This window comes from Pseudomonas sp. yb_5 (assembly GCF_043103865.1).
GTDB lineage: Bacteria > Pseudomonadota > Gammaproteobacteria > Pseudomonadales > Pseudomonadaceae > Aquipseudomonas > Aquipseudomonas putida_Y.
The window spans coordinates 90,148-114,479 of record NZ_JBICKE010000077.1 but is presented as its reverse complement, the minus strand read 5'-3'; the positions used below and the strand labels follow the sequence as shown (position 1 = coordinate 114,479).

General features: G+C 63.6%; 22 protein-coding genes. 7 read left to right on the top strand and 15 right to left on the bottom strand.

Going from position 1 to position 24,332, the window contains the following annotated elements; genetic code table 11:
• Positions 1 to 123 precede the first annotated feature (123 nt).
• Together ACF8GF_RS12705 and ACF8GF_RS12700 are read right to left on the bottom strand one after the other, a co-directional pair.
• Entirely contained in the window at positions 124 to 1,488 is a 1,365-nt protein-coding gene (locus ACF8GF_RS12705) for a GTPase/DUF3482 domain-containing protein (protein WP_252460127.1), read from the bottom strand.
• On the bottom strand, positions 1,481 to 2,872 hold the full coding sequence (locus ACF8GF_RS12700; RefSeq protein WP_392487868.1) for a DUF2868 domain-containing protein: 1,392 nt from the start codon (positions 2,870 to 2,872) through the stop codon (positions 1,481 to 1,483). The genes ACF8GF_RS12705 and ACF8GF_RS12700 overlap by 8 nt, the downstream gene beginning before the upstream one ends.
• 54 nt (positions 2,873 to 2,926) lie before the next feature.
• Between ACF8GF_RS12700 and ACF8GF_RS12695 the strand changes: the two genes are divergently transcribed.
• Positions 2,927 to 3,442, top strand: a complete 516-nt coding sequence (locus tag ACF8GF_RS12695; protein WP_176684755.1) for a dihydrofolate reductase — start codon at positions 2,927 to 2,929, stop codon at positions 3,440 to 3,442.
• Positions 3,443 to 3,717: 275 nt separating this feature from the next.
• Here the strand turns inward: ACF8GF_RS12695 and ACF8GF_RS12690 are convergent, their stop codons facing one another.
• On the bottom strand, positions 3,718 to 5,109 hold the full coding sequence (locus ACF8GF_RS12690; RefSeq protein ID WP_209969350.1) for an L-cystine transporter: 1,392 nt from the start codon (positions 5,107 to 5,109) through the stop codon (positions 3,718 to 3,720).
• A 244-nt stretch (positions 5,110 to 5,353) separates the two neighbouring features.
• On the opposite strand from ACF8GF_RS12690, the gene ACF8GF_RS12685 reads away from it, so the two are divergent.
• Positions 5,354 to 6,409: a haloacid dehalogenase-like hydrolase gene (locus ACF8GF_RS12685; protein ID WP_392487867.1), complete on the top strand. Its 1,056-nt coding sequence runs from the start codon at positions 5,354 to 5,356 to the stop codon at positions 6,407 to 6,409.
• Between the two features lie 8 nt (positions 6,410 to 6,417).
• Here ACF8GF_RS12685 and ACF8GF_RS12680 read toward each other — a convergent pair whose 3' ends face one another.
• The gene (locus ACF8GF_RS12680) at positions 6,418 to 7,086 is read right to left on the bottom strand and encodes an NAD(P)H-dependent oxidoreductase (RefSeq protein ID WP_176684757.1); all 669 of its coding nucleotides are present in this window, start codon (positions 7,084 to 7,086) and stop codon (positions 6,418 to 6,420) included.
• Positions 7,087 to 7,188: 102 nt separating this feature from the next.
• Here ACF8GF_RS12680 and ACF8GF_RS12675 point away from each other — a divergent pair, with 102 nt between their 5' ends.
• On the top strand, positions 7,189 to 8,079 hold the full coding sequence (locus ACF8GF_RS12675) for a LysR family transcriptional regulator (RefSeq protein ID WP_218115555.1): 891 nt from the start codon (positions 7,189 to 7,191) through the stop codon (positions 8,077 to 8,079).
• A gap of 70 nt (positions 8,080 to 8,149) precedes the next feature.
• Here ACF8GF_RS12675 and ilvD read toward each other — a convergent pair whose 3' ends face one another.
• Both ilvD and ACF8GF_RS12665 read right to left on the bottom strand, forming a co-directional pair.
• Positions 8,150 to 9,991 carry a dihydroxy-acid dehydratase gene (ilvD, locus tag ACF8GF_RS12670; RefSeq protein WP_003249056.1) on the bottom strand — a complete coding sequence of 614 codons (1,842 nt, stop codon included), beginning with the start codon at positions 9,989 to 9,991 and terminating at the stop codon, positions 8,150 to 8,152.
• A 270-nt stretch (positions 9,992 to 10,261) separates the two neighbouring features.
• Positions 10,262 to 11,458, bottom strand: coding sequence for a class I SAM-dependent rRNA methyltransferase (locus tag ACF8GF_RS12665; protein WP_004575470.1), 1,197 nt, complete (start codon positions 11,456 to 11,458; stop codon positions 10,262 to 10,264).
• Positions 11,459 to 11,633: 175 nt separating this feature from the next.
• Here ACF8GF_RS12665 and ACF8GF_RS12660 point away from each other — a divergent pair, with 175 nt between their 5' ends.
• Both ACF8GF_RS12660 and mutM read left to right on the top strand, forming a co-directional pair.
• Entirely contained in the window at positions 11,634 to 12,452 is an 819-nt protein-coding gene (locus ACF8GF_RS12660; protein WP_176684827.1) for an HDOD domain-containing protein, read from the top strand.
• Positions 12,453 to 12,455: 3 nt separating this feature from the next.
• The gene (mutM, locus tag ACF8GF_RS12655) at positions 12,456 to 13,268 is read left to right on the top strand and encodes a bifunctional DNA-formamidopyrimidine glycosylase/DNA-(apurinic or apyrimidinic site) lyase (RefSeq protein ID WP_004575471.1); all 813 of its coding nucleotides are present in this window, start codon (positions 12,456 to 12,458) and stop codon (positions 13,266 to 13,268) included.
• 104 nt (positions 13,269 to 13,372) lie between these two features.
• Here mutM and ACF8GF_RS12650 read toward each other — a convergent pair whose 3' ends face one another.
• From ACF8GF_RS12650 to ACF8GF_RS12630, 5 genes are all read right to left on the bottom strand, one after another.
• Positions 13,373 to 13,624, bottom strand: coding sequence for a YfhL family 4Fe-4S dicluster ferredoxin (locus ACF8GF_RS12650; protein WP_003249063.1), 252 nt, complete (start codon positions 13,622 to 13,624; stop codon positions 13,373 to 13,375).
• A 101-nt stretch (positions 13,625 to 13,725) separates the two neighbouring features.
• Positions 13,726 to 14,211 carry a pantetheine-phosphate adenylyltransferase gene (coaD, locus tag ACF8GF_RS12645; protein WP_010955660.1) on the bottom strand — a complete coding sequence of 162 codons (486 nt, stop codon included), beginning with the start codon at positions 14,209 to 14,211 and terminating at the stop codon, positions 13,726 to 13,728.
• Positions 14,212 to 14,323: 112 nt separating this feature from the next.
• Positions 14,324 to 15,922, bottom strand: coding sequence for a GMC family oxidoreductase (locus ACF8GF_RS12640; RefSeq protein WP_176684758.1), 1,599 nt, complete (start codon positions 15,920 to 15,922; stop codon positions 14,324 to 14,326).
• A 20-nt stretch (positions 15,923 to 15,942) separates the two neighbouring features.
• On the bottom strand, positions 15,943 to 16,428 hold the full coding sequence (locus tag ACF8GF_RS12635; protein ID WP_176684759.1) for a twin-arginine translocation pathway signal protein: 486 nt from the start codon (positions 16,426 to 16,428) through the stop codon (positions 15,943 to 15,945).
• Positions 16,429 to 16,438: 10 nt separating this feature from the next.
• The gene (locus ACF8GF_RS12630) at positions 16,439 to 17,869 is read right to left on the bottom strand and encodes a coniferyl aldehyde dehydrogenase (protein ID WP_176684760.1); all 1,431 of its coding nucleotides are present in this window, start codon (positions 17,867 to 17,869) and stop codon (positions 16,439 to 16,441) included.
• A gap of 151 nt (positions 17,870 to 18,020) precedes the next feature.
• Here ACF8GF_RS12630 and ACF8GF_RS12625 point away from each other — a divergent pair, with 151 nt between their 5' ends.
• Positions 18,021 to 18,686: a TetR/AcrR family transcriptional regulator gene (locus ACF8GF_RS12625; RefSeq protein WP_176684761.1), complete on the top strand. Its 666-nt coding sequence runs from the start codon at positions 18,021 to 18,023 to the stop codon at positions 18,684 to 18,686.
• Positions 18,687 to 18,721: 35 nt separating this feature from the next.
• Positions 18,722 to 19,576 (top strand): sulfurtransferase, encoded by an 855-nt coding sequence (locus tag ACF8GF_RS12620; RefSeq protein WP_339444584.1) that lies wholly within the window; start codon positions 18,722 to 18,724, stop codon positions 19,574 to 19,576.
• Between the two features lie 51 nt (positions 19,577 to 19,627).
• On the opposite strand, the gene ACF8GF_RS12615 is transcribed toward ACF8GF_RS12620, so the two are convergent.
• The 4 genes from ACF8GF_RS12615 to ACF8GF_RS12600 all read right to left on the bottom strand — a co-directional run bounded on the left by ACF8GF_RS12615 (position 19,628) and on the right by ACF8GF_RS12600 (position 24,202).
• Positions 19,628 to 20,620, bottom strand: a complete 993-nt coding sequence (locus ACF8GF_RS12615; RefSeq protein WP_021783650.1) for a hydrolase — start codon at positions 20,618 to 20,620, stop codon at positions 19,628 to 19,630.
• Between the two features lie 141 nt (positions 20,621 to 20,761).
• The gene (gene rsmD, locus ACF8GF_RS12610) at positions 20,762 to 21,364 is read right to left on the bottom strand and encodes a 16S rRNA (guanine(966)-N(2))-methyltransferase RsmD (RefSeq protein WP_176684765.1); all 603 of its coding nucleotides are present in this window, start codon (positions 21,362 to 21,364) and stop codon (positions 20,762 to 20,764) included.
• Complete coding sequence (locus ACF8GF_RS12605) at positions 21,364 to 22,854, bottom strand: pitrilysin family protein (RefSeq protein ID WP_176684766.1); 1,491 nt, start codon at positions 22,852 to 22,854, stop codon at positions 21,364 to 21,366. Before ACF8GF_RS12605 ends, rsmD begins: the two co-directional genes overlap by 1 nt.
• The gene (locus tag ACF8GF_RS12600; RefSeq protein WP_176684767.1) at positions 22,847 to 24,202 is read right to left on the bottom strand and encodes a pitrilysin family protein; all 1,356 of its coding nucleotides are present in this window, start codon (positions 24,200 to 24,202) and stop codon (positions 22,847 to 22,849) included. Before ACF8GF_RS12600 ends, ACF8GF_RS12605 begins: the two co-directional genes overlap by 8 nt.
• Positions 24,203 to 24,332 lie beyond the last annotated feature (130 nt).

The following is a 24,332-nucleotide window of genomic DNA, read 5'->3' as shown; positions in this document are numbered from 1 at the left end:
GCCGCTACCGTATTCGCGGGTAAACCCGCTCCTACACCGGATTGGTGGTGGACACACATCGGTGGTTGTACACAGGCCGCCCGTAGGAGCGGGTTCACCCGCGAAGAGGCCAACCCTGCTGGCTCAAATCTGTGAAACCAGCGCTTCCAACTGCTCCTGCCGCTCAGCCTGGTTCAGCTTCGCCCCAGGGTTGAGGGTGGACCACTGCGGGTGCGCCCGCGCTTTGACCAACGCTTCCGGCAACTTGCCCTCACGCCAGGCCTTTTCATCCAGCTCACCCAGGCGAATACTGTCCTGAGCGGCATGCCCGCGGTTATCCAGCGCCACCATCAACTGCTGCTGACGCAAGGCCAGCAGACGCAACACCGTGTCGTCCACGGTCAGCTCGCGCTTGCCCTTGAGCTTGCCCATCAACCGCGAACCATAGTTGCGCGCCGTCTGCAGCGCACCGCCGGCAATCGCCCCGGCCAGCGCCGCCGCGCCGAGGGTAAGGCCGCCGACCAGCAGATCGACCCCGGCACCGGCTGCAGCACCTGCCGCCACACCGCTGCCCAGGCGCACGCCCAGCAGTTTCAACGTCTCTGGATTGAACAAGTCATCGCCCCAGCGGCCATCCAGCAACGGAAGGTCGCTGGCATGGGCATCCTCGCGGCGGAAGGCATACAGCTTGAGCAAGGCCTCGACGCAACGCTGTTCACGTTGGCGTATGTCCTGGCGCAGCGCCTCGATGGCCCGGGCTTCTGCCGCTGGTTCGGCCTCGACACTGCGCCGGCATGCAGCGCAATCGAGCAGCAGTTCGGCGATCAGGCGCTTGCCGCTGTGCCGGCGTGCCAAGCGCTGCGCCTGCTGGTCGTCGATCAGCCGTTGCAGCGCCGGGCGGGCGCTTTCCAGCAGCAGCGCCAGGCTTTCGTACAAACGGCGTTCGCCATCCTCTGGCGGGGCCACGCTGTCGAACCGCACCAAGGCGTGAAGCCCAAGCCGGGCAAGGGCTTCACGCCATTCCGGTTCGCGGTGCTGGCTGCTGGCGACGAAGTTGAGCACCGGCAGCAACGGCTTGCCGCAGTTGGCCAGTACTTCCAGTTCGTCTCGGTACTTGGCCAGCACCGGCTCGCGCGCATCGATCACATACAGCCCGGCATTACTGGCCAGCAGTTGGCGCAATACCTTGGCCTCCTGCTCGAAACGTTGGCGTGCTTCGCTGCCCTGCAGAAAACGCTCCAGGCGGGCTGGGCCGTCCAGGCGCTCGCCCGGGCGTTCCAGACGTTCAAGGTAGTCCAGCAGCGCGATGGCATCTTCCAGGCCGGGCGTGTCGTACAGCTCCAGCAAGGGTTCACCGTCCACAGACAGTCGCGCACCTTCCACATGGCGGGTGGTGCTGGGGCGGTGGGACACTTCGCCAAAGCCGACGTCGCGGGTCAGAGTGCGCAGTAGCGAGGTTTTGCCAACATTGGTATGGCCGACCACGGCCAGTTTCAGTGGCTCAGTCATGGCCATGCTCCAGCCAGGTCAGCGGTGAAGTGTCGGCATGTTGCAGGCCAAGGCGGTCAAGGGCTTCGTGCCAATCGCCCAGGCGCTCGGCATCGAGGGGCTGACCTTGTGCAGCCTGCAGCAGCCAGATACGGGTGGCGCCGGCATTGCGCGCCAGTTCGGCGAGCAGCGCCAGGCTGCCGCGGTCGGGCGAGCGGCGTGGGTCGCAGGCGATGGCCAGGCGTGCCGGTGGGAAGCGGCTGAGCTGTTCCAACAGGCGGTTGCGTGATTCGCGGCTGTCGAGCACGCCGGCATCGGTCACGCTTTTTGGCAGGGCGGGTGGCCAAGGGCGCTGGTCGTCCAGCTCCAGGCCCACCAGCAGGGCACCGCTGCTGCCGCTTTCCAGCTGCCCGGCGGCAAACTGCGGCAAGGCTTCCGGGGCTGCATCCTGCACGCCGATGCGCTCGCTGCGCGGCATCAGTGCTTCGCGCAGTTGCGTGTAGCCGGGCAGGCCCAGGTCTAGCATCAGGCGTTCACGGCCCTGGCGCCAGCGCCACAGGCACAACCCGGCCAGTAGCAGGCGGGGCAGCAGGCCGTATACCAGCACTACGCCGAGCAGCCAGCTGGCCCAGGCCTGGCGTGCCATGTCCAGTGCCGGCAGGCTGTCGCCGCTGGCGCGGATCATGGCTTCGTCGGGCACGGCGAAGCCCAGCAACGAGGGCAGGGCGCCCAGCGATTGGGTCAGGTGAATGAACGGGGCGGGGGCGAGCAAGGTGGTTTCCCAGACAAAGCCATAGCGCCGGGTCGCCAGCAAGGCCAGCAGCATGCCCAGTGCGGTAAGCATCGCCAACAGCCAAAGGCCATGTACCAACAGGCCGAGCAGCCACCGGTTGAGGCGTTGACGTTGCAGCAGCACCAGCAGCGCTGGCGCCAGGTGCGCGGCCTTGGCATCGCGGGCAAAGCGTTCGCTTAGCCACAGCCACAAGCGGCCCAGCCCTGCGCCATGCTCGCGGCTCAGGGCAAAACCCATGCCCCAGCCCAGCAGCATCAGCAGGTTCAGCCCGAGCAGGCTGCCCAGCGCCCAGAACACATTCACCGGGCGCTGCCCGTCACCGAGGGCGGCCAGCCCCAGGCCCGCACCGCTGAGCACGGCCAGCAGCAGCAGGGCCAGCAGCGCCAGGCGCGCGCCCTGCTTCCAATGGCGCAGGGCGCCGGTCATGCCATCGCGCTCGGCCAGGAACAGCGCACGTGTTTCGATGCGCGTGGCCAGGTCGCCACCTAGCTGGCGGGCGTGGCGGTTGGCTTCCTGGTCTTCCAGCGGGCCGGCATGTTCTTCGCGCAGGCGTACCGCTTCGGTGAGCCAGCGCTTGTCCAGTGGCGTGGGTGCAGTCACAAGGTCTTCCATTGCACAGGTCAAGGCAGAAGCATAACCCACACGCCCGGTGCTATCCTCGCTGGCATGAATACATCACTCCCCCTCAGCCTGATCGCGGCGTATGCCGAGAACCGCGTGATCGGCATCGACAACTCCATGCCCTGGCATTTGCCGGGGGACTTCAAGTACTTCAAGGCCACCACCCTGGGCAAGCCGATCATCATGGGGCGCAAGACCTGGGATTCGCTGGGGCGGCCGCTGCCGGGGCGGCTGAACATCGTGGTCAGCCGCCAGCCGGGGCTTGAACTGGCGGGGGCCGAGGTGTTCGCCTCGCTTGAAGAGGCTTTGGTGCGGGCCGAGCAGTGGGCGCGCGAGCAGGGCGTCGGTGAGCTGATGCTGATTGGTGGCGCGCAGCTGTATGGGCAGGCGCTGGAGAAGGGGCTGGTCAGCCGCATGTACCTGACGCGGGTTGAGTTGGCGCCAGAGGGGGATGCGTGGTTCCCGGCGTTTGATGAAGGGCAGTGGAGGCTGACTTCTAGCGAGGCACGGGCTGAGGAAGGTAAGCCGGTGTATCACTTCGAGGTTTGGGATAAGGGTTGAGATTGTTGGGGGCTGCTTTGCAGCCCTTCGCGGGTGAACCCGCTCCTACAACGGCCTGTGTCCAACCCCCGATGTGTATCCACCACCCTGTAGGAGCGGGTTTACCCGCGAATACGATAGCGGCGGCAACGGCGAACGGCTGGTGAAAATTGGCCAGCAGGCCTGGCCCTTTCGCGGGTGAACCCGCTCCTACGGGGGACAGCAGGGTGTTCAGACTTTGAGCAAGACACGAGCGGTCTTGTCGCGAAAGGGGCGCATTGCGCCCCGGCGATCTGTCAGGTGTGGCTCAGCTCGGCATGTTCATCACCGGCCAGCACTTCCTTGTCCGTCTCTTTCAACAGCTGGCTGGTGACAACGCCCGCCGTCATCGAACCGTTCACGTTCAACGCCGTACGGCCCATGTCGATCAGCGGCTCCACCGAAATCAGCAGCGCCACCAACTCCACCGGCAAGCCCATGGCTGGCAGCACGATCAGCGCGGCGAAGGTGGCACCGCCGCCCACGCCGGCAACGCCTGCCGAGCTCAGCGTGACGATTGCCACCAGGGTGGCGATCCACAGCGGGTCGAAGGTATCGATGCCTACCGCTGGCGCGACCATCACCGCCAGCATGGCCGGATAGAGCCCGGCGCAGCCGTTCTGGCCAATGGTGGTGCCGAACGATGCGCTGAAGCTGGCGATCGATTGCGGCACCCCCAGACGGCGGGTTTGTGCCTCGATGTTCAGCGGAATGCTGGCGGCGCTGGAGCGGCTGGTGAAGGCGAAGGTCAGCACCGGCCACACCTTGCGGAAGAAGCGCAGCGGGCTCACGCCGGTGGCGGCGAGGATCATGCCGTGCACCACGAACATCAACCCCAGGCCCAGGTACGACACCACCACGAAGCTGCCCAGCTTGAGGATGTCCTCTGTGTTGGAGCTGGCCACGACTTTGGTCATCAACGCCAGCACGCCATAGGGGGTCAGCTTCATCACGACCCGCACCAGGCGCATCACCCACGCCTGCAGGGTGTCGATGGCCGACAGGGCGCGCTCGCCCTTCTCGGCGTCGTCCTTGATCAACTGCAGCGCGGCCAGGCCGAGGAACACCGCAAAGATCACCACGCTGATGATCGAGGTCGGCTTGGCCCGCGCCAGGTCGCCTACCGGGTTGCTGGGGATGAACGACAGCAGCAGTTGCGGGATGTTGAGGTCGGCGACCTTGCCCGCGTAGTCACTGTGGATAACCTGCATGCGTGCGCTTTCCTGGACGCCGGCCACCAGGCCCTCGGCGCTGAGGCCGAACAGGTTGGTCAACACAATGCCGATCAGGGCAGCAATGGCAGTGGTCAGCAGCAGGGTGCCGATGCTCAGCACGCTGATGCGGCCCAGCGAAGAGGCATTGTGCAAACGTGCCACGGCACTGAGGATCGAGGCGAAGATCAGCGGCATGACGATCATTTGTAACAGGCCGACATAGCCGTTGCCGACCAGATCGAGCCAGGCGATGGTTGCCTTGAGCACGGGGTGGCCTGCGCCATAGATCGTATGCAGCACAAGGCCGAAGACCACGCCCAGCACCAGGCCAAGCAGTACCTTCTTGGCCAGGCTCCAGTCGGTGCGGCGGGTTTGTGCCAGGCCCAGCAACAGGGCCAGGAACGCCAGCAGGTTGAGTGACAGCGGCAGGTTCATTGAAGCTCCAGCAGAAAAAAGCAGAAGTGGCATCGCCTCTGTGAGCGATTGCGAACGGAAATGCTAACAGCCTGAAAACAAACGAATTTATACCCAAATGGAATTTACATAGTCGTTTATGGAATAACGAGGTGTCGCGAATTGCAATGAACAAGGCGTTTACAGTTGCCTGGGGGTCGTTATCGAGGGTTTGCAGTGGGGATTGTTGCACTAGCGTTTCTGGGTCATTTCAGGAGATTCGTACATGAAAGTCGCTGTGAAAGCCGCCGCCATCGGCCTGTCCCTGCTGTTCAGTATCGAAACCTTCGCCACCGAGCTCAAACACTGGCCTGCCGACGCGGCCAAACAGCTCGACAGCATGATCGCCGCCAATGCCAACAAGGGTAACTACGCGGTATTCGACATGGACAACACCAGTTACCGCTATGACCTGGAAGAAGCCTTGCTTCCGTTCATGGAAAACAAGGGCCTGCTAAGCCGCGACAAGCTCGACCCTTCGTTGAAGCTGATGCCGTTCAAGGACACTGCCGAGCACAAGGAAAGCCTGTTCAGTTACTACTACCGGCTGTGTGAAATCGATGACATGGTCTGCTACCCGTGGGTAGCCCAGGTGTTCTCCGGTTTTACCCTCAAGCAGCTGAAGGCGCAGGTGGATGAGCTGATGGCCTTGACCAAGCCGATCCCCAGCACCTATTACGAAGGCGACCAGGTCAAGGCCATCGAGGTTCAGCCGCCCAAGGTCTTCAAGGGCCAGGCCGAGCTGTACAACAAGCTGATGGAGAATGGCATCGAGGTCTATGTGGTTTCGGCTGCCTCCGAAGAGCTGGTACGCATGGTCGCCTCGGACCCCAAGTATGGATACAACGTGAAACCCCAGAACGTGATTGGCGTGAGCCTGCTGCTCAAGGACCGCGCCAGCGGCCAGCTGACCACTGCGCGCAAGCAGATCAGCGCCGGGCACTACGATGCCAAGGCTAACGAGGGCCTGGAGCTGACCCCCTACCTGTGGACCCCAGCCACCTGGATGGCGGGCAAGCAGGCGGCGATCCTTACCTACATCGATGAATGGAAGAAACCGGTGCTGGTGGGCGGCGACACGCCGACCAGCGATGGCTACATGCAGTTCCACGGGGTGGATGTGGGCAAAGGCGGTATCCACCTGTGGATAAACCGCAAGGCCAAGTACATGGACCAGCTCAACGGGATGATTGCCAAAAATGCGGCGGCGCAGGCCAAGGAAGGGTTGCCGGTGACGGCCGACAAGAACTGGGTGATCGTCACGCCGGAGCAGATCCAGTAACGGGAATATCAACCATCGCGGCCCACAATGAGGGTCTGGGCCGCTTTCTGGTCAATGGTCTGCGCCAGCAGGGTCACTTGTTCAATGGCACGTTCACGGATCCTGGCGCCCTCAGGGCCGAGGGTCTGTTCGACCACTAAACTGTGCGCCTGGTTAATCCCAACGAAGCGAAACCATGTGTCGATGAAGGTTTTCTCCAGGCCAAACACCTGGTCGGGTGTCTGTGAGCCGGGCCCGTAGCCCAAACCACGGGTGTAGATGGCAATCGCTCGACGCCCGCCAAGCATGCCGTTCAATCCTTGCTCATCGAAGGTGAACAGCACGTCTTTGTGCGAAATCGCGTCGATCAGGTGCTTGAGCTTGTACGGAATACCGAAATTCCACAGCGGTACGCTGAACACCAAGGTATCCGCCCGGTGGAACCGTTGAGCGAGGGCCTTGATCCGGTCCCATGCAGCTGCCTGTGTGGTTGACAGCGGGGCATCGGCAAGCCCCGCGTACTTCGCCGCGAGCAAGGCGCCATCTACCTCAGGCAGTTCACATTCCCAAGGATTCAAGTGATCGATTTCCACCGCTTTGCGCTCGGCCAATGCCGCCAGGAACACGTCGGTAATCTGAGCGGAAACGGACCGCTCTCCTCTGGGTGAGGCGCAGACATACAAGATACGTTCAACCACGGGGCTTCTCCCAAGTAGTGTTGATAAGCCTTGCCCGGCGCTTGAGCGCCCAGGCGTTCGGTGGTCAGTCTGATTCAGGGCGATTCATTATAGAAATGACGTATGCTCGCGAGATTGAGTGAGATAGGTGATGAATCTGTGTTCGATACTGTGCTTTTGCGGAGCTTGCTTGCCGTTGCCGACACCGGTGGTTTCACCCGTGCTGCGCAGAGGCTGCACCTAACGCAGTCGGCGATCAGCGCTCATATTCGGCGGCTTGAACGCGAAGCCGGACAAAAATTGCTGGAGCGTACGACCCGCTCGGTCAGCCTGACACCCGCAGGCGCTCGGTTGGCAGGCTATGCCCGCACCATCCTGGCGCTGCACGATGATGCCCGCGCAAGCCTTGGGGCAGGTCGGCGGGTGTCAGGCACGGTGTACGTGGGGTTGAGCGAGGAAATGGTGAAAGCCCCGATCATCGACTGCATGCGTCGTTTTTCGGTGGCACATCCCGATGCAGAGGTGTCCCTGACCGTCGGCCTGACTGGGGAGTTGCTCTCGCTCGTCCACTCGGGTGGGCTGGATATCGTATTGGGCAGCCGCTGCAGCGATGAAGAACGTGGCGAGGTGCTTTGGTCCGAACCATTGGTGTGGGCGAGAGGGCCGATTGCGCTGGGCAGCGATGAGGTCACCACGCCTGTGCCCTTGGCGGTATTTTCTGATCAATGCCCTTATCGGGCCGCAGCTATCGAGGCCTTGGTACGCGCCGGGCGGCAATGGCGCATCGTTTGCCAGAGCCCAAGTGTCGGCGGGCTGATGACCGCCGTAAGTGGCGGGCTTGGGGTAACGCCTGTCACGCGATCTTCTGCTCTGGCTGCCGGCCTGGTGGAGGTGTCGACGTTGCCAGCCTTGCCTCAAGCGCAGTTCGTGCTGACGTCGGCGGCGACACCGAAGCGCTCGGCTGCCCTGCTGCTGGCGCAATTACGCCAATGTGTCGCGAAGGGAGAGCTTTGATCCGGCCTTTATCCACAGGCAAAAAAAACCGGCGTACGAGACGCCGGTTGTGCCAATGCCAGAAAAGCCCTTACAGCCCTTCGAGCATTGCCTTGTTACGCACCGCACCCTTGTCGGCACTGGTGGCCAGCAGGGCATAGGCCTTGAGCGCCGTGGTCACCTTGCGTGGACGGACCTCGGCTGGCTTCCAGCCCTTCTTGTCCTGTTCGACACGGCGTTCCGCCAGCTCTTCATCGCTGACCAGCAGGTTGATCGAACGGTTAGGGATGTCGATCAGTACCTTGTCGCCGTCGCGCACCAGGCCGATGGCGCCGCCCGCCGCGGCCTCTGGCGAGGCGTGGCCGATCGACAGGCCCGAGGTACCGCCCGAGAAGCGACCGTCGGTGAGCAGGGCGCAGGCCTTGCCCAGGCCTTTGGACTTGAGGTAGGAGGTCGGGTAGAGCATTTCTTGCATGCCCGGACCGCCTTTCGGGCCTTCGTAGCGGATGATCACGATGTCGCCGGCTTTTACCTCGTCGGCGAGGATGCCGCGCACGGCGCTGTCCTGGCTTTCGAAGATCTTCGCGGTGCCCTCGAACACGTGGATCGATTCGTCGACACCGGCGGTTTTGACCACGCAGCCATCCAGCGCGATGTTGCCGTACAGCACGGCCAGGCCGCCCTCTTGCGAGTAGGCGTGTTCGAAGCTGCGGATACAGCCGTTTTCACGGTCGTCGTCGAGGGTTTCCCAACGGGTCGACTGGCTGAATGCGGTCTGGGTCGGGATACCGGCAGGGCCGGCCTTGAAGAAGGTGTGCACGGCTTCGTCATCGGTCTGGGTGATGTCCCATTTGGCGATGGCTTCTTCCATGCTGCGGCTGTGCACGGTCGGCAGGTCGGTGTGCAGCAGGCCGCCACGGGCCAGCGAACCGAGGATGCTGAAGATGCCGCCGGCGCGGTGGACGTCTTCCATGTGGTACTTCTGGATGTTCGGCGCCACTTTGCACAGCTGCGGCACTTTGCGTGACAGGCGGTCGATGTCGCGCAGGTCGAACGCCACTTCGCCTTCCTGTGCTGCTGCCAGCAGGTGCAGGATGGTGTTGGTCGAACCGCCCATGGCGATGTCCAGCATCATGGCGTTTTCGAACGCTTTGAAGTTGGCGATGCTGCGTGGCAGGACCGACTCGTCATTCTCGCCGTAGTAGCGTTTGCACAGCTCGACGATGGTGCGGCCGGCCGTGAGGAACAGCTGCTCGCGGTCGGAGTGGGTGGCCAGGGTCGAGCCGTTGCCCGGCAGGGCCAGGCCCAGGGCTTCGGTCAGGCAGTTCATCGAGTTGGCGGTGAACATGCCGGAGCACGAACCGCAGGTCGGGCAGGCGCTGCGCTCGTATTCTGCGACTTTCTCGTCGGAGGCCGTGGAGTCGGCTGCGATGACCATGGCATCGACCAGGTCCAGGCCGTGGCTGGCCAGCTTGGTCTTGCCGGCTTCCATCGGGCCGCCGGAAACGAAGATCACCGGGATGTTCAGGCGCAGGGCGGCCATCAGCATGCCGGGGGTGATCTTGTCGCAGTTGGAGATGCAGACGATGGCGTCAGCGCAGTGCGCATTGACCATGTATTCCACGGCGTCGGCAATGATTTCGCGGCTTGGCAGCGAGTACAGCATGCCGTCGTGGCCCATGGCGATGCCGTCATCGACCGCGATGGTGTTGAATTCCTTGGCCACGCCACCGGCGCGTTCGATTTCGCGAGCCACCAGCTGGCCCAGGTCCTTCAGGTGCACATGGCCCGGGACGAACTGGGTGAACGAGTTGGCGATGGCAATGATCGGTTTCTTGAAGTCTTCGTCCTTCATCCCGGTGGCGCGCCACAGGGCGCGGGCGCCGGCCATGTTGCGGCCTTGGGTGGAAGTCTTGGAACGATAATCAGGCATGAAACACTCCTGGCGGCTTAATCAGGTCACAAATAGGGGAGTGAGCTTCTCTTGTCCTTTGCGCCGCAGGCCGGTTGCCACTGGCACGGATGGGGCCAAGACGGCGCGGGATCGCCGCGTGCTTGACCAGAGCTCATAAACCCGCCGGGGATGACTGGCGATGAATAGGCCGATTCTACACCGCTGGCGCGGTGAGGGAATGCAGATGTGGATGGTTGGCGGGGGGATTGCGGCAGGAAAGGGCCGCTGGGCGGCCCTTTTTGGCAGATTTCAGCTGTTCGGCAGTAACCGGCAGGTGATGCTTTTGATGTAGCGGGTTTCGGCAATGGCCGGGTGTACCGGGTGATCCGGGCCCTGACCGCCTCGCTCGAGCAACTGCATGTTGCGGTCCAGGTGGCGGGCGCTGGTCAGCAGGATGTTGTTCAGGTCGTCCTCGGGCAGGTGCATCGAGCACGAGGCGCTGACGAGGATGCCGTCTTTGTTCAACATGCGCATGGCCTGTTCGTTCAGGCGGCGGTAGGCCGCTTCGCCGTTTTTCAGGTCTTTTTTGCGCTTGATGAAGGCAGGTGGGTCGGCAATGATCACGTCGAAGCGTTCTTCGGCCGCCTTGAGCTCGCGCAGGGCTTCGAACACGTCGCCTTCGATGCAGGTCAGCTTCTCGCTGATGCCGTTCAGTGCAGCATTACGCTCCACGCCGTCCAGGGCAAAGCCCGAGGCATCGACACAGAACACTTCGCTGGCGCCAAAGGCACCGGCCTGCACGCCCCAGCCGCCGATGTAGCTGAACAGGTCGAGTACACGCTTGCCCTTCACGTATGGCGCCAGGCGGGCCCGGTTCATGCGGTGGTCGTAGAACCAGCCCGTCTTCTGGCCTTCGCGCACCGGGGCCTCGAACTTGACGCCGTTCTCTTCCAGCGGCACCCAGTCCGGCACTTCGCCGTAGACGGTCTCGACATAGCGCTGCAGGCCTTCGGCGTCGCGCGCGGCGGAATCGTTCTTGAACAGGATGCCGCTGGGCTTGAGCACCTGCACCAGTGCGGCGATCACGTCATCCTTGTGCGCTTCCATGGTGGCCGAGGCCAGCTGCACCACGAGGATATCGAAGAAGCGGTCGACCACCAGGCCTGGGAGCAGGTCGGAGTCACCGTAGACCAGGCGGTAGCACGGCTGGTCGAACAGGCGCTCGCGCAGCGACAGGGCGACGTTCAGGCGGTGTACCAGCAGCGACTTGTCCAGCGGCAGCTTGATGTCGCGTGACAGCAGGCGGGCGCAGATCAGGTTGTTAGGGCTCAGCGCGACGATGCCCAGCGGCTTGCCGTTGGCTGCCTCGAGAATGGCCTGCTGACCCGCCTGGAAGCCTTGCAAAGGGGTCGCGCTGACATCGACTTCGTTGCTGTAGACCCACAGGTGGCCGGCGCGCAGGCGGCGGTCGGCATTGGCTTTGAGGCGAAGGCTGGGCAGGGACATGACGTCGCTCCGGGAAAAAGAGCGGGATTATAACGTGTCTGCGGTGCTTTCGCCTTTAGAGGAGTGGTAACCGGGGGCGCTTAGAGGGTTAAAATGCCGCGTCCTAAACGAGTGTGCACGTATGTCCCAAGAACTCAGCGCCGAACAGATCCAGCAAGCCTTGCAAGGCATCACCATCCCGCCTCAACCGCAGATCATGGTCGATCTGCAGTTCGAGCAGTACATGCCTGACCCGGACCTGGAAACCATCGCCAAGCTGATTTCCCAGGACCCGGGCCTCTCTGGCGCCTTGCTCAAGCTGGTCAACTCTCCGCACTTCGGCTTGTCCAACAAGATCGGTTCGATCCAGCGTGCGGTGAACCTGCTGGGTAGCCGTTCGATCATCAACCTGATCAACGCCCAGTCGATCAAGGGTGAGATGAGCGACGAGACCATCGTTACCCTCAACCGCTTCTGGGATACCGCCCAGGACGTGGCGATGACCTGCCTGACGCTGGCCAAGCGAACCGGCATTCAGGCGGCGGACGAGGCCTATACCCTTGGCCTCTTCCATGACTGTGGCGTGCCGTTGATGCTCAAGCGCTTCCCCACTTACATGGACGTGCTGGAAGAGGCATACGCCAAGGCCGATGAAGAAACACGCGTGGTCGATACCGAAAACCGAGCGTTCAACACCAACCATTCAGTGGTTGGCTACTTCACAGCCAAATCCTGGCGCTTGCCCGAACACCTCAGTGCGGCCATCGCCAACCACCACAATGCCTTGGCCGTGTTCCGCGACGATACCTCGCGCAACACCCAGAGCCAGCTGAAAAACCTGCTGGCGGTGCTGAAGATGGCCGAGCATATCTGCGCGTCCTACCGGGTGCTGGGCAACCAGTCGGTGGACCACGAATGGAATGCGGTCGGCCCGTTGGTGCTCGATTACATTGGCTTGTCGGAATACGATTTCGAAAACCTCAAGCAGAACATTCGCGAGTTGGGCGGACACTGACACATGCCGGAATTGCCAGAAGTAGAAACCACCCGGCGCGGTATTGCGCCACACCTGGAAGGTCAGCGCGTCAGCCGTGTGGTGGTACGCGACCGACGCCTGCGCTGGCCGATTCCGGAAGACCTCGATGTGCGTCTGTCAGGGCAGCGCATCGTCAGCGTGGAGCGACGCGCCAAGTACCTGTTGATCAATGCCGAAGTGGGGACGCTGATCAGCCACTTGGGCATGTCGGGCAACCTGCGGCTGGTCGAGCTGGGCTTGCCGGCGGCCAAGCATGAGCATGTCGACATCGAACTGGAGTCCGGGCTGATGCTGCGCTACACCGACCCACGCCGCTTTGGTGCCATGCTGTGGAGCCTGGACCCTCTGAACCATGAGCTACTGCTGCGCCTGGGGCCTGAGCCGCTGACCGACCTGTTCGATGGTGAGCGGCTGTTCCAGCTGTCCCGCGGGCGGTCGATGGCGGTCAAGCCGTTCATCATGGACAACGCGGTGGTGGTGGGAGTGGGCAACATCTACGCCACCGAGGCGCTGTTTGCTGCCGGTATCGACCCACGCCGGGAGGCGGGCGGGATTTCCCGGGCGCGCTACCTGAAGCTGGCGACCGAGATCAAGCGGGTGCTGGCGGCGGCGATCGAGCAGGGCGGTACCACCCTGCGTGACTTCATCGGTGGCGACGGGCAGCCGGGGTACTTCCAGCAGGAACTGTTTGTGTACGGGCGTGGCGGGCAGCCGTGCAAGGTATGCGGCACTGAGTTGCGCGAGGTGAAGCTGGGGCAGAGGGCGAGCGTGTACTGCCCGCGTTGCCAGCGATGAAACGTTCGCTGCGAACCTGTTGAAGCGAAACCTGAACGTTGGCGCGGTAACTGTGGGAGCGGGCATGCCCGCTCCCACAGGGACCGTGCAGAGAAGGGCAGTGATCAGCCCTTGCCAGTGATCCGGCGATACTTGGCCATCAGCTGTTCTTCGGTTTCCGGGTGCGCTTCATCCAGCGGGATGCAGTCGACCGGGCAGACCTGCTGGCACTGCGGCTCGTCGTAATGGCCTACGCACTGGGTGCACAGGTTAGGGTCGATCACGTAGATCTCTTCGCCTTGGGAGATAGCCTCGTTCGGGCACTCGGGTTCGCAGACGTCGCAATTGATGCAATCGTCGGTGATGATCAGGGACATGGGGGCTCCGGCCGGGGCTCACAGCCCGGGCATGTTCAACGCAATGGGCACAATTGTGCCGCATTCGCGCCCGCAGTGCACGCGGGCGCGACAATCAGGCGTCAGGCTTGCTTCTTGAAGCGTTCAGTCAGCGCGTCGGCTACCACCGGGTGGACGAACTTGCTGATATCACCGCCCAGCGCTGCAATCTCCCGGACCAAGGTCGAGGAAATGAACGAATAACGTTCCGACGGCGTCAGGAACAGGCTCTCGACATCGGGGGCCAGTTGCCGGTTCATGTTCGCCAGCTGGAACTCGTACTCGAAGTCGGACACCGCACGCAGGCCACGCAGGAAGACGTTGGCACCCTGTTCCTTGGCGAAATGCGCCAACAGGGAAGAGAAGCCGATGACTTCGACATTGGGCAGGTGCTTGGTGACCTCACGGGCGAGCTCAACCCGTTGTTCCAGCGGGAACAACGGGTTTTTCTTGGGGCTGGCCGCCACCGCGATGATCACGTGGTCGAATAGCCGCGAAGCGCGCTCGACCAGATCGCCATGGCCTTTGGTAATGGGGTCGAAAGTACCCGGGTACAACACTCGGTTCATCGCGTCATCCTGGCTGGAGTGCGTTGGGGAGTCGGATGGTAGCGCAGCGACGGCGCCCCGGCCAAGTCATGCGGCCGACTGATGGCACTATAGACAGGGGTCATATTCGTTGTCATGCGCTGTGTGCCAGGCGGGTGGCCAGTGCTTCACTGAGCCTGGCGCTGATGGCATACACCGACAATTGCGGGTTGGCGCCGATGCTGGTGGGGAACAGCGAGCCGTCGTGAATCGACAGGTTTTCCAGCTGGTGATGGCGGCCCAGGCTGTCGCACACCGCCTGGCGCGGGTCTTCGCCGAGGGCGCAGCCGCCCATCACATGGGCGCTGCCCAAGCGCGTGCGGAAGAGCTCCAGGCGCAGCCTGTCGATCATGGTCAGGGCCTGCTCCAGGCCTGATGCGGCGCTGGCGTCGCTGTGCACCGGGGTTACCTGGGTGGCGCCAGCGGCAAACTGGACTTGTGCCATGCTCCGGTAGGCGCGCCGCAAGCCGTCACGCAGGTAGTCGGTGACCGGGTAATCGAGCACGGGTGAACCATCGCCGCGCAGATCCACGGTCCCACCCTGGCTTTCGGGGTGAAAACCATCGCGTAGCAGCGCCAGCATCACATGGGTATGGGGCAGCTCGGCCATGCGCCGGGCATTCTCGTGGCCGTGCCCGCCCAGCAGGGTGCTGGCCAGGGCCGGATGCAGCGGCGGTACTTCCAGCTTGTAGCCAACCGGACCGTCTGCGCCCCCTTGCCACTGGAAATGGTCGCTGTAGATCGACTGCGGGGCGCCATAGTAGGGGTCGATACGCTCGCTGAAGCGCGCCGCACTGAAGTTGACCAGGTGCAGGAAGGTCCGCTTGCCCAGGCGGCCATGTGGGTCGGGCGCGGCAGAGCGCAGCAGCAGGGCCGGGCTGTTGATACCGCCACCGGCCAGGAGGTAATGGCGTGCCCGCACGCTGACCTGCCTGCCGGTTGGGTGTATGCCTTGGGCGTCCAGGGCCTGGCATGTCAGGCTCTGAATGCGTTCGCCGTTGTGGGTGAAGCGCTCGGCCCGTGCCAGGTACAGCAGCTCGCCGCCTTGCTCGAGGGTGGCAGGTATACGGGTCACCAGCATCGATTGTTTGGCATTCACCGGGCAACCCATGCCGCAGTAGCCCAGGTTCCAGCAGCCGCGCACGTTGCGCGGGATCACCCCCCAGCGGTAGCCCAGCTGTTCGCAGCCCCGACGCAGCACATCGTTGTTGGCATTCGGCGGCAAGGCCCAGGGGCTGATACCCAGTTCCTGCTCCATGCGTTCGAACCAGGGGCGTAGTTCATCCTCGCCCAAACCGTTCACGCCGTGGACCGAGGCCCAGTGCGCCAGGGTTTGCGGCGGGGTGCGAAAGCTCGAGGTCCAGTTCACCAGCGTGGTGCCCCCCACGGCACGGCCCTGCAGGATGGTAATGGCGCCATCCTTGCTCATGCGCCCCAGGCCTTCCTGGTAAAGGCTGGCGTAAGCTTCATTCTCCAGCAGGTGAAAATCGCTGCTGGTCTTCAGTGGGCCTTCTTCGATCAGCAGCACCTTGAAACCGGCTGCGCTGAGCACCTGTGCGCTGGTGGCGCCGCCGGCACCACTGCCGATCACGGCGATGTCGGCCTCCAGAAACAGGTCGTGCTCCAGGCGCGAGGCGTCGCGGGTGATCCAGCCGCGTTCGAGGCCTTGGCGAAACGGGTCGGGGACAGGCATTGGCGATGCTCTTGTTGTTTTCAGATTTTTGGTGGGCCCGGGTAACCGCAGTCTGCCCAGGATTCGGGGCGTTCGTACCAGGCCATTTGCAGCAGTTGCAGCAACGAGGCGTGCCCCATGCGTAGCAGGTTCAGCGAGCTGTCCTGCCAACGCTGCAGGAACGCCGTGACCTGTGTGGCGCCAGCTTGGCCCCAGCTGCCCCAGACGCCGGTCAGCGGGCCGCGAGTCAGCGGCAGGCTGAGCACGTCGAACAATTGCCGGGTGAGCTTGAGCATTTCCGGCGACAACGCCGCCAGCTTGTTGTCGAGGCTGCGCAACACCGGCGCATCGGTGGCCTGTGTACCGGCCAGGACCACCGGGATCAGCGCACGCAGCAGGGGCAGGTCGTCGTCACGGAGTACCTGATAGCCGGTCGCGGCGGTTTGCGCGCTGCACCCCACCAGGCTGGCGCCAGCCAGAAAAGCACTGGCGCCGAGGCTGAAGCGCAGCAGTTCGCGGCGGTGCATGGCGCGGCCCTCAGCGGATGAACAATTTGTAGACCAGGCGCTGCAAGGCTTTGCCATAAGGCGGGTAAATCAGCCGTGCGGCGTTGAAACGTTGCTTGGCAAGTACCGCCTTGGCCTTGCTGAAGGTCAGGAAACCGTCGTGACCATGGTAGTGGCCCATGCCTGAAGGGCCGATGCCACCGAAGGGCAGATCGTCCTGGGCGACATGCAGCAAGGTGTCGTTCAGGCACACACCACCGGAGTGGGTGTGACGCAGCACATGCTCCTGGGTGCGGCGGTCATAGCCAAAGAAGTACAGCGCCAATGGGCGCGGGCGCTGGTTGATGTAGGCCAAGGCCTGGTCGATGCCGTCATAAGGCACTAGCGGTAGTAGCGGGCCGAAGATTTCGTCCTGCATCACCTGCATGCTGTCGTTCACGTCCAGCAGCAAGTGTGGCGGCATGCGCCGGCCCTGAGGGGCTTCGCCTGGGTACAAGTCGAGTACTTGCGCGCCTTTGGCGCGGGCATCGTCCAGCAGGTGCTGCAAGCGCTGCAACTGGCGCGGGTTGATGATGGCGGTGTAGTCGGGGTTGTCGGCGATGCGCGGGTACAGTCGGTGCACGGCGCGCTGGTAGGCGTCGCTGAAGGCGGGCAGCCGTTCGCGCGGCACCAGTACGTAGTCGGGGGCGACGCAGGTCTGGCCGGCGTTGAGGGTCTTGCCGAAGGCGATGCGCTCGGCGGCGCTGTCCAGCGGCACATCGGCAGAAACAATAGCGGGGGACTTGCCACCCAGCTCCAGGGTGACCGGGGTCAGGTTGTGTGCGGCAGCCTGCATCACCTGGCGGCCCACGCTGGTGGCACCGGTGAACAGCAGGTGGTCGAAGGGCAGGCGGGCGAAGGCCTGGCCCACCTCGACCTCACCGAGCACAACGCTGACCAGGTCTGTGGGGAACACGCGCTCGAGCAGTTGCTGCAGGGCCAGGCCCGTCGCGGGCGTGGCCTCGCTAAGCTTGAGCATGACCCGGTTGCCGGCGGCCAGGGCGCAGGTCAACGGGCCGATGGCGAGGAACAGCGGGTAGTTCCACGGTACGATGATGCCGACCACGCCCAAGGGTTGATAGCGCACCTGTGCGCTGGCCGGCTGGAACGCCAGGCCGACGCGGCGTCGGCTGCTGCGCATCCAGCGTTGCAAGTGCTTTTCGGCGTGGCGCAGGCCCTGTACTGACGGTAGCAGCTCGGCCAGCAAGGTCTCGTCCGCACTGCGCCCGGCAAAATCCTGGCTGATGGCGTCGATCAGTTCTGCCTGGCTGCTCAGCAAGGCTTCACGCAGGCTTTTCAGCCACTGCCGCCGCTGCGCCAACGGTGGCAGCGGGTTACCGGCAAAGGCCAGGCGTTGGGCCGCGAACGCCGTCGCGAGGTCGAGGTCGGATTGCACAGAGGGCAAGGCACTGGACGAGTTCATGGCGGTGTCGAGTCCGGGCAGGGGTTGCCTAGAGCCTATACTCTAATTTGTACCATGGTGCGAATTTTTACAGGCCGTTCAACGGTGCATTCCACCTGTAATAAGCCGTAAGATAAACCTTTGATGAAGGCCCGCAGACTGGGAGCTGAGCATGGCCCCGCGCATGAAGACCCGAGAGCGCATCGTGCAGAACAGCCTGGAGCTGTTCAACCAGCAGGGCGAACGCAGCGTCAGTACCAACCACATCGCCGCGCACATGGAAATCTCGCCCGGCAACCTGTATTACCACTTCCCCAACAAGCAGGCGATCATTGCCCTGTTGTTCAGCCAGTACGAAGCGCTGGTGGACAGCTTTCTGCGCCCGCCACAGGGCCGCGCGGCAACCGTGGAAGACAAGCGCTTCTACCTCAAGGCCTTGCTGGCGGCGATGTGGAACTACCGCTTCCTGCACCGTGACCTGGAGCATCTGCTGGACAGCGATGCCGAACTGGCCGCCCGTTACCGGCGATTTTCCGAGCGCTGCCTGCGCCAGGGCCAGGCGATCTACCGCGGCTTCGTCGAGGCGGGCATCCTGGCCATGGCGCCGGCACAGATCGAATCGCTGACCATCAACGCCTGGATCGTGCTGACGTCATGGGTACGTTTTCTCAGCACCACGCGTGAACATTCCGCGCACTTGGGTGAAGAAGCCTTCAAGCGCGGCGTCTATCAGGTGCTGGTGCTGGAACTCGGCTTCGTCACCGACAATGCTCGCACTGCCGTGGACGCACTGTGCGAGGAATTCCATGTACCGTTCAACCAGGCCCTGGAGCACTAGCTCAGGGCCCTCGTGCCATTGATCAGGAGATTGTCATGCCCCTTGCGCAATTGATCACCCCGCAGCAGTTGGCCGAGCGACTGGACTCGCCCGGGTTGGTGATCCTCGACTGCCGTTTTGCTCTCGAGGATGTGGACTATGGCCAGCGCAGCTATGCCCAGGGGCATATTGCCGGGGCGCATTTTGCCGACCTGGACCGCGACCTCAGCGGGCCGGTGAGCAAGGGGCGCACCGGGCGCCACCCGTTGCCCGATCCGCAGCGGCTGGTCGAGCGCCTGCGAGAGTGGGGGCTGAACAACGATAGCGAAGTGGTGCTGTATGACGATGGCCCCGGCGCCTTTGCCGCCCGGGCCTGGTGGCTGCTGGTCTGGCTGGGCAAGCGCAGCGGTGTGGCGATTCTCGACGGTGGCCTGAAGGCCTGGCACGCGGCGCACCTGCCGTTGAGCCTGGACCCGCCGCCCAAACGAGAGGGCACTTTCAGTGGTGAACCGGACGCGAAGCTGCTGATTGATGCCGACCATCTGGGCAAGCGCCTTGGTAGCACAGACCTGACCTTGATCGATGCGCGTGCCTTGCCGCGTTTTCGTGGTGAAGTGGAGCCGATCGACCCGGTGGCGGGGCATATTCCCGGTGCCCAGTGCGCGGCGTTTACCGACAACCTGGGGGCTGATGGGCGTTTTTTGCCGGCGGATCAGCTTAAGCAGCGCTTTGCTGAAAAGCTGGCCGGGCGGGCACCGGCGCAGTTGGTGTCTTACTGCGGCTCTGGGGTAACGGCTTGCCATAACCTGTTTGCCATGGCGCTGGCGGGGTACCCACTGGGCAAGTTGTATGCCGGGTCGTGGAGCGATTGGATCAACAACCCGCAGCATGCTGTGGCCACCGGCGAGTAAGCAGGTCGGGTTGAATCCCTGTAGGCGCGCGCAGCCTCTATCAGCTTGAGGCTAGCTACCGTCCACCAGCCACTGCGGAATCCGTCGCTCCAGGTAGTACCCCGGATTTCGCAGGCTGCCATCGACAAAGCCCACATGCCCACCGCGGCCATGCAGTTCGAAGCGGGTCTGTGGTGACAGTTCACGGGCCGTCGGCAGGCTGTGACTGGACACGAACGGGTCATCGCTGGAATGGATGATCAGCGTTGGCGTGCGGTTCTGGCCAAGGAAGAAGTGGCTGGATGAGCGGCGATAGTAGTCATGTGCATCGCGAAAGCCATTGAGCGGTGCAGTGACTTTTCCGTCGAAGTCCCAGAATGTGCGCAAGTTGGTGAGTTGGCCCAGACGTTCCAGTGTCGCCAGCTGCTCGTGCTGGCCCCGGGCGTGGAAGTGCCGCTGTTTGAGCTGAACATATGCAAGCATTTCGCGCATGAAATGCGCCTGATACACCTTGGAGAAGCCCTGGCCGATGCGGTCGGCACAGTGGTCCAGGCGAAAGGGTACCGATACTGCAACTGCTGCCTCCAGTTGGCTGGCGACGCCGCTCTCACCCAGGTACTTCAACAGTACATTGCCACCCAGCGAATAACCCACTGCGTACAGCGGTGCCAGCGGGCGCTGGGCGCGAAGATGGCTGACAATTTCCGCCAGGTCTTCGCTGGCGCCGGAGTGGTAGCTGCGCGGCAACAGGTTGGGTTCGCCTGAACAACCACGCCAGTTCACTGCCACGCTGGCCCAGCCGCGGCTTTGCAGCGCTTGCTGCAAGCCTTTCACGTAAGGCGAGTGAGACGAGCCGGTCAGCCCATGCAGCACCAGTACCAGTGGTGCATGGGGTTGGTGCGGGCCGTGCCAGTCCAGGTCGATGAAGTCGCCGTCGGCCAGCCACAGTCGCTCACGGTCACGCTGCAGCTCAGGCAGCTTGCGCCAGAGTGGCCCCCACAGGGTCTGCAGGTGGGGATTGGACAGGCCGATGGCCGGACGGAATGTGGCGTTGTGGCTGGGCATGCTAGGCGACTCATGATGTGCCGTTCTAGCTTGCCACGAAACAGCGCCCCAGTACCTGCGCTATTGGTGGAAGTGAAGGTGCAGCTTCAACCATGGCGCAGGTGGGGTGTGGTCACTGCGTACACCCCACCCGGCGGGTAATCAGCCCCGCTGCCAGAGTGCGTAGTGCACCTGGCCGGTCTTCTTCTCGCGGTGCAGGCGCCAGTTGCCTGGCAACTGCAAGGTCGAGGGTGCCGCTTCGCTTTCGGTGTAGACCCATGCCTGCTCGCTCAGCCACTGGTTCTGCTCCAGCATGTTGCAGGTGTTGGCCAACAGGTCCTGGTGGAACGGCGGGTCGAGGAACACGACATCGAACTGCTGCTTGGCCGGGCCTTGCAGGTAGCGCAGGGCGTCGGTCTGCAGAATTTGCCCGCGGGGACAGCGCAGGATTTCGAGGTTGTTCTTCAGGTTGGCGATGGCCGCAGGGTTGCTATCCAGCGCCACGGCGTCCTCGGCCCCACGGGACAGGGCTTCGAGCACCAGGGCGCCACTGCCGGTGAAGGCGTCCAGCACGCGGGCACCCTCGATGTAGGGGGCCAGCCAGTTGAATACGGTTTCCCGTACGCGGTCAGGCGTTGGCCGCAGGCCTTCGCCTTCCGGCACCGCCAGGCGGCGGCTGCGCCACTCGCCGGCGATGATGCGCAGGTGGCCCTGGCCCTTGCTTTGGCCCGCTTGCGGGCGGGCGGGAGGGGTGGATCTTGGCATTAGTGCTCCGGTACCCCGAGCGGTTGCTCGGAGGGCTTGTCAGTGGGTGCTGGCAGCGGTTTTTGTGGCACTTTCGGGCCAACGGTGACGATCACCAGTTTATCGGCTGACAGGTGTTTGTTCATGGCTGCCTTGACCTGTTCGACGGTAAGGGCCTGGGACTGTTGCATGAAGTCCTCCAGCCAGGTCAGCGGCAAGTTGTAGAAGCCGATCGCGCCCAGTTGGCCGACGATGCTGGCGTTGCTGGCATTGGACAGCGGGAAGCTGCCGGCCAGCTCGCGCTTGGCATCGTCCAGCTCCTGTTGGGTCGGGCCCGTCTTCAGGTAGTCGGCGAGAATGCCTTGCACCAGCTTGAGCGTGCCTTCGCTAAGCTCGGCACGGGTTTGCAGGTTGATCATGAACGGGCCGCGCACCTGCATCGGGCTGAATGCCGAGTAAACGCCGTAGGTCAGGCCGCGCTTCTCTCGCACCTCGCTCATCAGCCGGGTACCGAAGGCGCCACCGCCAAGGATCTGGTTGCCCATGGACAGGGCTGGCCAGTCCGGGTCCTGGCGGTCGATCCCCAGTTCGGCCAGCATCAGGTGGGTCTGCTTGGACGGGAAGTCGATGTGGGTCAGGCCGGCCTTGGCGTCTGTGGGTTGGGCCGGTGCGGCCAGCGCAGGGCCCTTGGGCAGGCCGGCAGACACCTGTGCGGCGATGGCTTCGGCCTCTGCACGGCTGAGGTCGCCGACCAGGGCGATTACCGCATTGCCGCCGGTATAGGCCTTTGCGTGGAACGCGCGCAACTGCGCAAGGCTGATGCCCGTGATGCTCTCGGCGGTGCCGTCGCTTGGGTGGGCGTAGGGGTGGTCGCCATAGAGCTTGCCGAAAAGGGCCTTGCCGGCGATCTTGCCGGGGTTTTGCTTCTCATACTCGAAGCCAGCCAGCATCTGGTTCTTGATGCGCTTGAGGGCATCCTCGGGGAATGTCGGCTTGCCCGCCACCTCTGTAAACAGTTTGAGGGCCGGTTCGCGCTTGTCCTTGGCACTGAGGCTGCGCAGCGATGCGACGGCCATGTCGCGGTAGGAGCCGTTGCCAAAGTCTGCACCCAGGCCTTCGAAGCCCTCGGCGATGGCGGTGACGTCCTTGCCGGCCACGCCCTCGTTGAGCATGGCGTTGGTCAGGGCGGCCAGGCCTGGCGTGCCGCCATCCTGGCTGCTGCCGGCGGCGAAGGTGACACGCAGGTCGAACATGGGCAGTTCGCGAGCCTCGACGAACAGCACCCGGGCACCCTCGGCGGTGTTCCAGTGCTGGATGTTCAACTGACGCCGGCTGGGTGCCTTGCCATTCAGTTCGGCCAGCGATTGCAAGGTGTTGGCCGGGCGGGCTGCGCTGCTGTCGGCCTTGGCAGCGTTGTCGGCCATGGCCGGAGCGGCCAGCACAGCTGCCAGCGCCAGGGCACGAATGCCCGTGGCCAGCAGGGTTGGGCGTGGTGCGCGGCGATCACTCATGAGCGGACTCCTCGGGCAGTACATGGGCAACGCTCAGGCGTTCGCGGGTGAAGTAGGTGCGCGCGGCGTTCTGGATGTCCTGCGGGGTGACGCGCTTGAGCTCGTCCAGTTCGCTGTCGATCAGCTTCCAGGACAGGCCGACGGTTTCCAGCTGGCCGATGGTGGTGGCCTGGCTGCTGATGGAGTCGCGGTCGTAGACGAGGCCGGCGATGACCTGGGCGCGTACGCGTTCCAGCTCTTCGGCGCTGGGTGGCGTGCTCTTGAGTTCGTCAAGCAGTTGCCAGATGCCTTTCTCGACGTCGGCGAGGGTTTTCTGCTTCTGCACATTCGGCGTCGCCGAGATCAGGAACAGGCTGTCGCCGCGGGTGAAGGCGTTGTAGCTGGACGAAGCGCCGGCGACCAGTTCCTGGCCACGCTCCAGGCGGGCCGGCATGCGGGCGCTGTAGCCACCGTCGAGCAGTGCCGAGATCAGGCGCAGGGCATGCACCGTACGTGGGTCCTTGGCGGTGGGCAGGCCGGGCACGTTGAAGCCGTAGATCAGGCTTGGCAGTTGGGTGCGTACGTGCAGGGTCAACTGGCGCCAACCTGGTTCGGCCAGTTCCAGAGGCAGCTTGGCTGGCGGCACGGCGCGTTTGGGAATATTGCCGAAATACTTCTGCGCCAGGCCCTTGACCTCGTCGGCGGTGACATCACCGACCACCACCAGGGTGGCGTTGTTGGGGGCGTACCAGGACTCGTACCAATGGCGAAGTTCCTCGACCTTCATACGCTCCAGGTCGGCCATCCAGCCAATGGTCGGCGTGTGGTAGCCGCTGGCCGGGTAGGCCATGGCGCGGAACAGCTCGAATGCCTTGGCATTGGGCTTGTCGTCGGTGCGCAGGCGGCGTTCTTCCTTGATGACCTCGATTTCGCGGCTGAACTCGTCGGCAGGCAGACGCAGGCTGGCAAGGCGATCGGCCTCCAGCTCCAGCGCTACCGGCAGGCGGTCACGGGCCAGCACTTGGTAATAGGCGGTGTAATCGTCGCTGGTGAAGGCGTTTTCATCGGCGCCGAGGTCACGCAGAATGCGCGAAGCCTCGCCGGGGCCGACCTTTGCGCTGCCCTTGAACATCATGTGTTCCAGCGCATGGGACAAGCCGGTCTGGCCCGGGGTCTCGTAGCTGGAGCCAACCTTGTACCAGATCTGCGATACCACCACCGGGGCGCGATGGTCTTCGCGGACCACGACCTTCAGGCCATTGTCGAGGATGAATTCGTGGGTGGGTTGCACATCGGCGGCGAAGGCCGCGAGCGGCAGGCAGAGCGTGCCGAGCAACAGGCCAGCGGCGCGGCGGGCTAGAGCATTCATACGGTGTTTAACCTGTTCGGCGGCCCGCTGGGTTTAGCGTCGGCAGGCCAGGAGGTGCTAGGATACTGATCCGGTTGCCTGGCGACCATGCCTGTCGCCGTTCTGGCCCACAGGACACTAAGACAAAACG

Bases quoted from the DNA above. Each gene is read 5' to 3' on its own strand.
- ACF8GF_RS12705 (WP_252460127.1), bottom strand. From the start codon at position 1,488: ATGACTGAGCCACTGAAACTGGCCGTGGTCGGCCATACCAATGTTGGC.
- ACF8GF_RS12700 (WP_392487868.1), bottom strand. From the start codon at position 2,872: ATGGAAGACCTTGTGACTGCACCCACGCCACTGGACAAGCGCTGGCTC.
- ACF8GF_RS12695 (WP_176684755.1), top strand. From the start codon at position 2,927: ATGAATACATCACTCCCCCTCAGCCTGATCGCGGCGTATGCCGAGAAC.
- ACF8GF_RS12690 (WP_209969350.1), bottom strand. From the start codon at position 5,109: ATGAACCTGCCGCTGTCACTCAACCTGCTGGCGTTCCTGGCCCTGTTG.
- ACF8GF_RS12685 (WP_392487867.1), top strand. From the start codon at position 5,354: ATGAAAGTCGCTGTGAAAGCCGCCGCCATCGGCCTGTCCCTGCTGTTC.
- ACF8GF_RS12675 (WP_218115555.1), top strand. From the start codon at position 7,189: ATGCTCGCGAGATTGAGTGAGATAGGTGATGAATCTGTGTTCGATACT.
- ilvD (WP_003249056.1), bottom strand. From the start codon at position 9,991: ATGCCTGATTATCGTTCCAAGACTTCCACCCAAGGCCGCAACATGGCC.
- ACF8GF_RS12665 (WP_004575470.1), bottom strand. From the start codon at position 11,458: ATGTCCCTGCCCAGCCTTCGCCTCAAAGCCAATGCCGACCGCCGCCTG.
- mutM (WP_004575471.1), top strand. From the start codon at position 12,456: ATGCCGGAATTGCCAGAAGTAGAAACCACCCGGCGCGGTATTGCGCCA.
- ACF8GF_RS12650 (WP_003249063.1), bottom strand. From the start codon at position 13,624: ATGTCCCTGATCATCACCGACGATTGCATCAATTGCGACGTCTGCGAA.
- coaD (WP_010955660.1), bottom strand. From the start codon at position 14,211: ATGAACCGAGTGTTGTACCCGGGTACTTTCGACCCCATTACCAAAGGC.
- ACF8GF_RS12640 (WP_176684758.1), bottom strand. From the start codon at position 15,922: ATGCCTGTCCCCGACCCGTTTCGCCAAGGCCTCGAACGCGGCTGGATC.
- ACF8GF_RS12635 (WP_176684759.1), bottom strand. From the start codon at position 16,428: ATGCACCGCCGCGAACTGCTGCGCTTCAGCCTCGGCGCCAGTGCTTTT.
- ACF8GF_RS12630 (WP_176684760.1), bottom strand. From the start codon at position 17,869: ATGAACTCGTCCAGTGCCTTGCCCTCTGTGCAATCCGACCTCGACCTC.
- ACF8GF_RS12625 (WP_176684761.1), top strand. From the start codon at position 18,021: ATGGCCCCGCGCATGAAGACCCGAGAGCGCATCGTGCAGAACAGCCTG.
- ACF8GF_RS12620 (WP_339444584.1), top strand. From the start codon at position 18,722: ATGCCCCTTGCGCAATTGATCACCCCGCAGCAGTTGGCCGAGCGACTG.
- ACF8GF_RS12615 (WP_021783650.1), bottom strand. From the start codon at position 20,620: ATGCCCAGCCACAACGCCACATTCCGTCCGGCCATCGGCCTGTCCAAT.
- rsmD (WP_176684765.1), bottom strand. From the start codon at position 21,364: ATGCCAAGATCCACCCCTCCCGCCCGCCCGCAAGCGGGCCAAAGCAAG.
- ACF8GF_RS12605 (WP_176684766.1), bottom strand. From the start codon at position 22,854: ATGAGTGATCGCCGCGCACCACGCCCAACCCTGCTGGCCACGGGCATT.
- ACF8GF_RS12600 (WP_176684767.1), bottom strand. From the start codon at position 24,202: ATGAATGCTCTAGCCCGCCGCGCCGCTGGCCTGTTGCTCGGCACGCTC.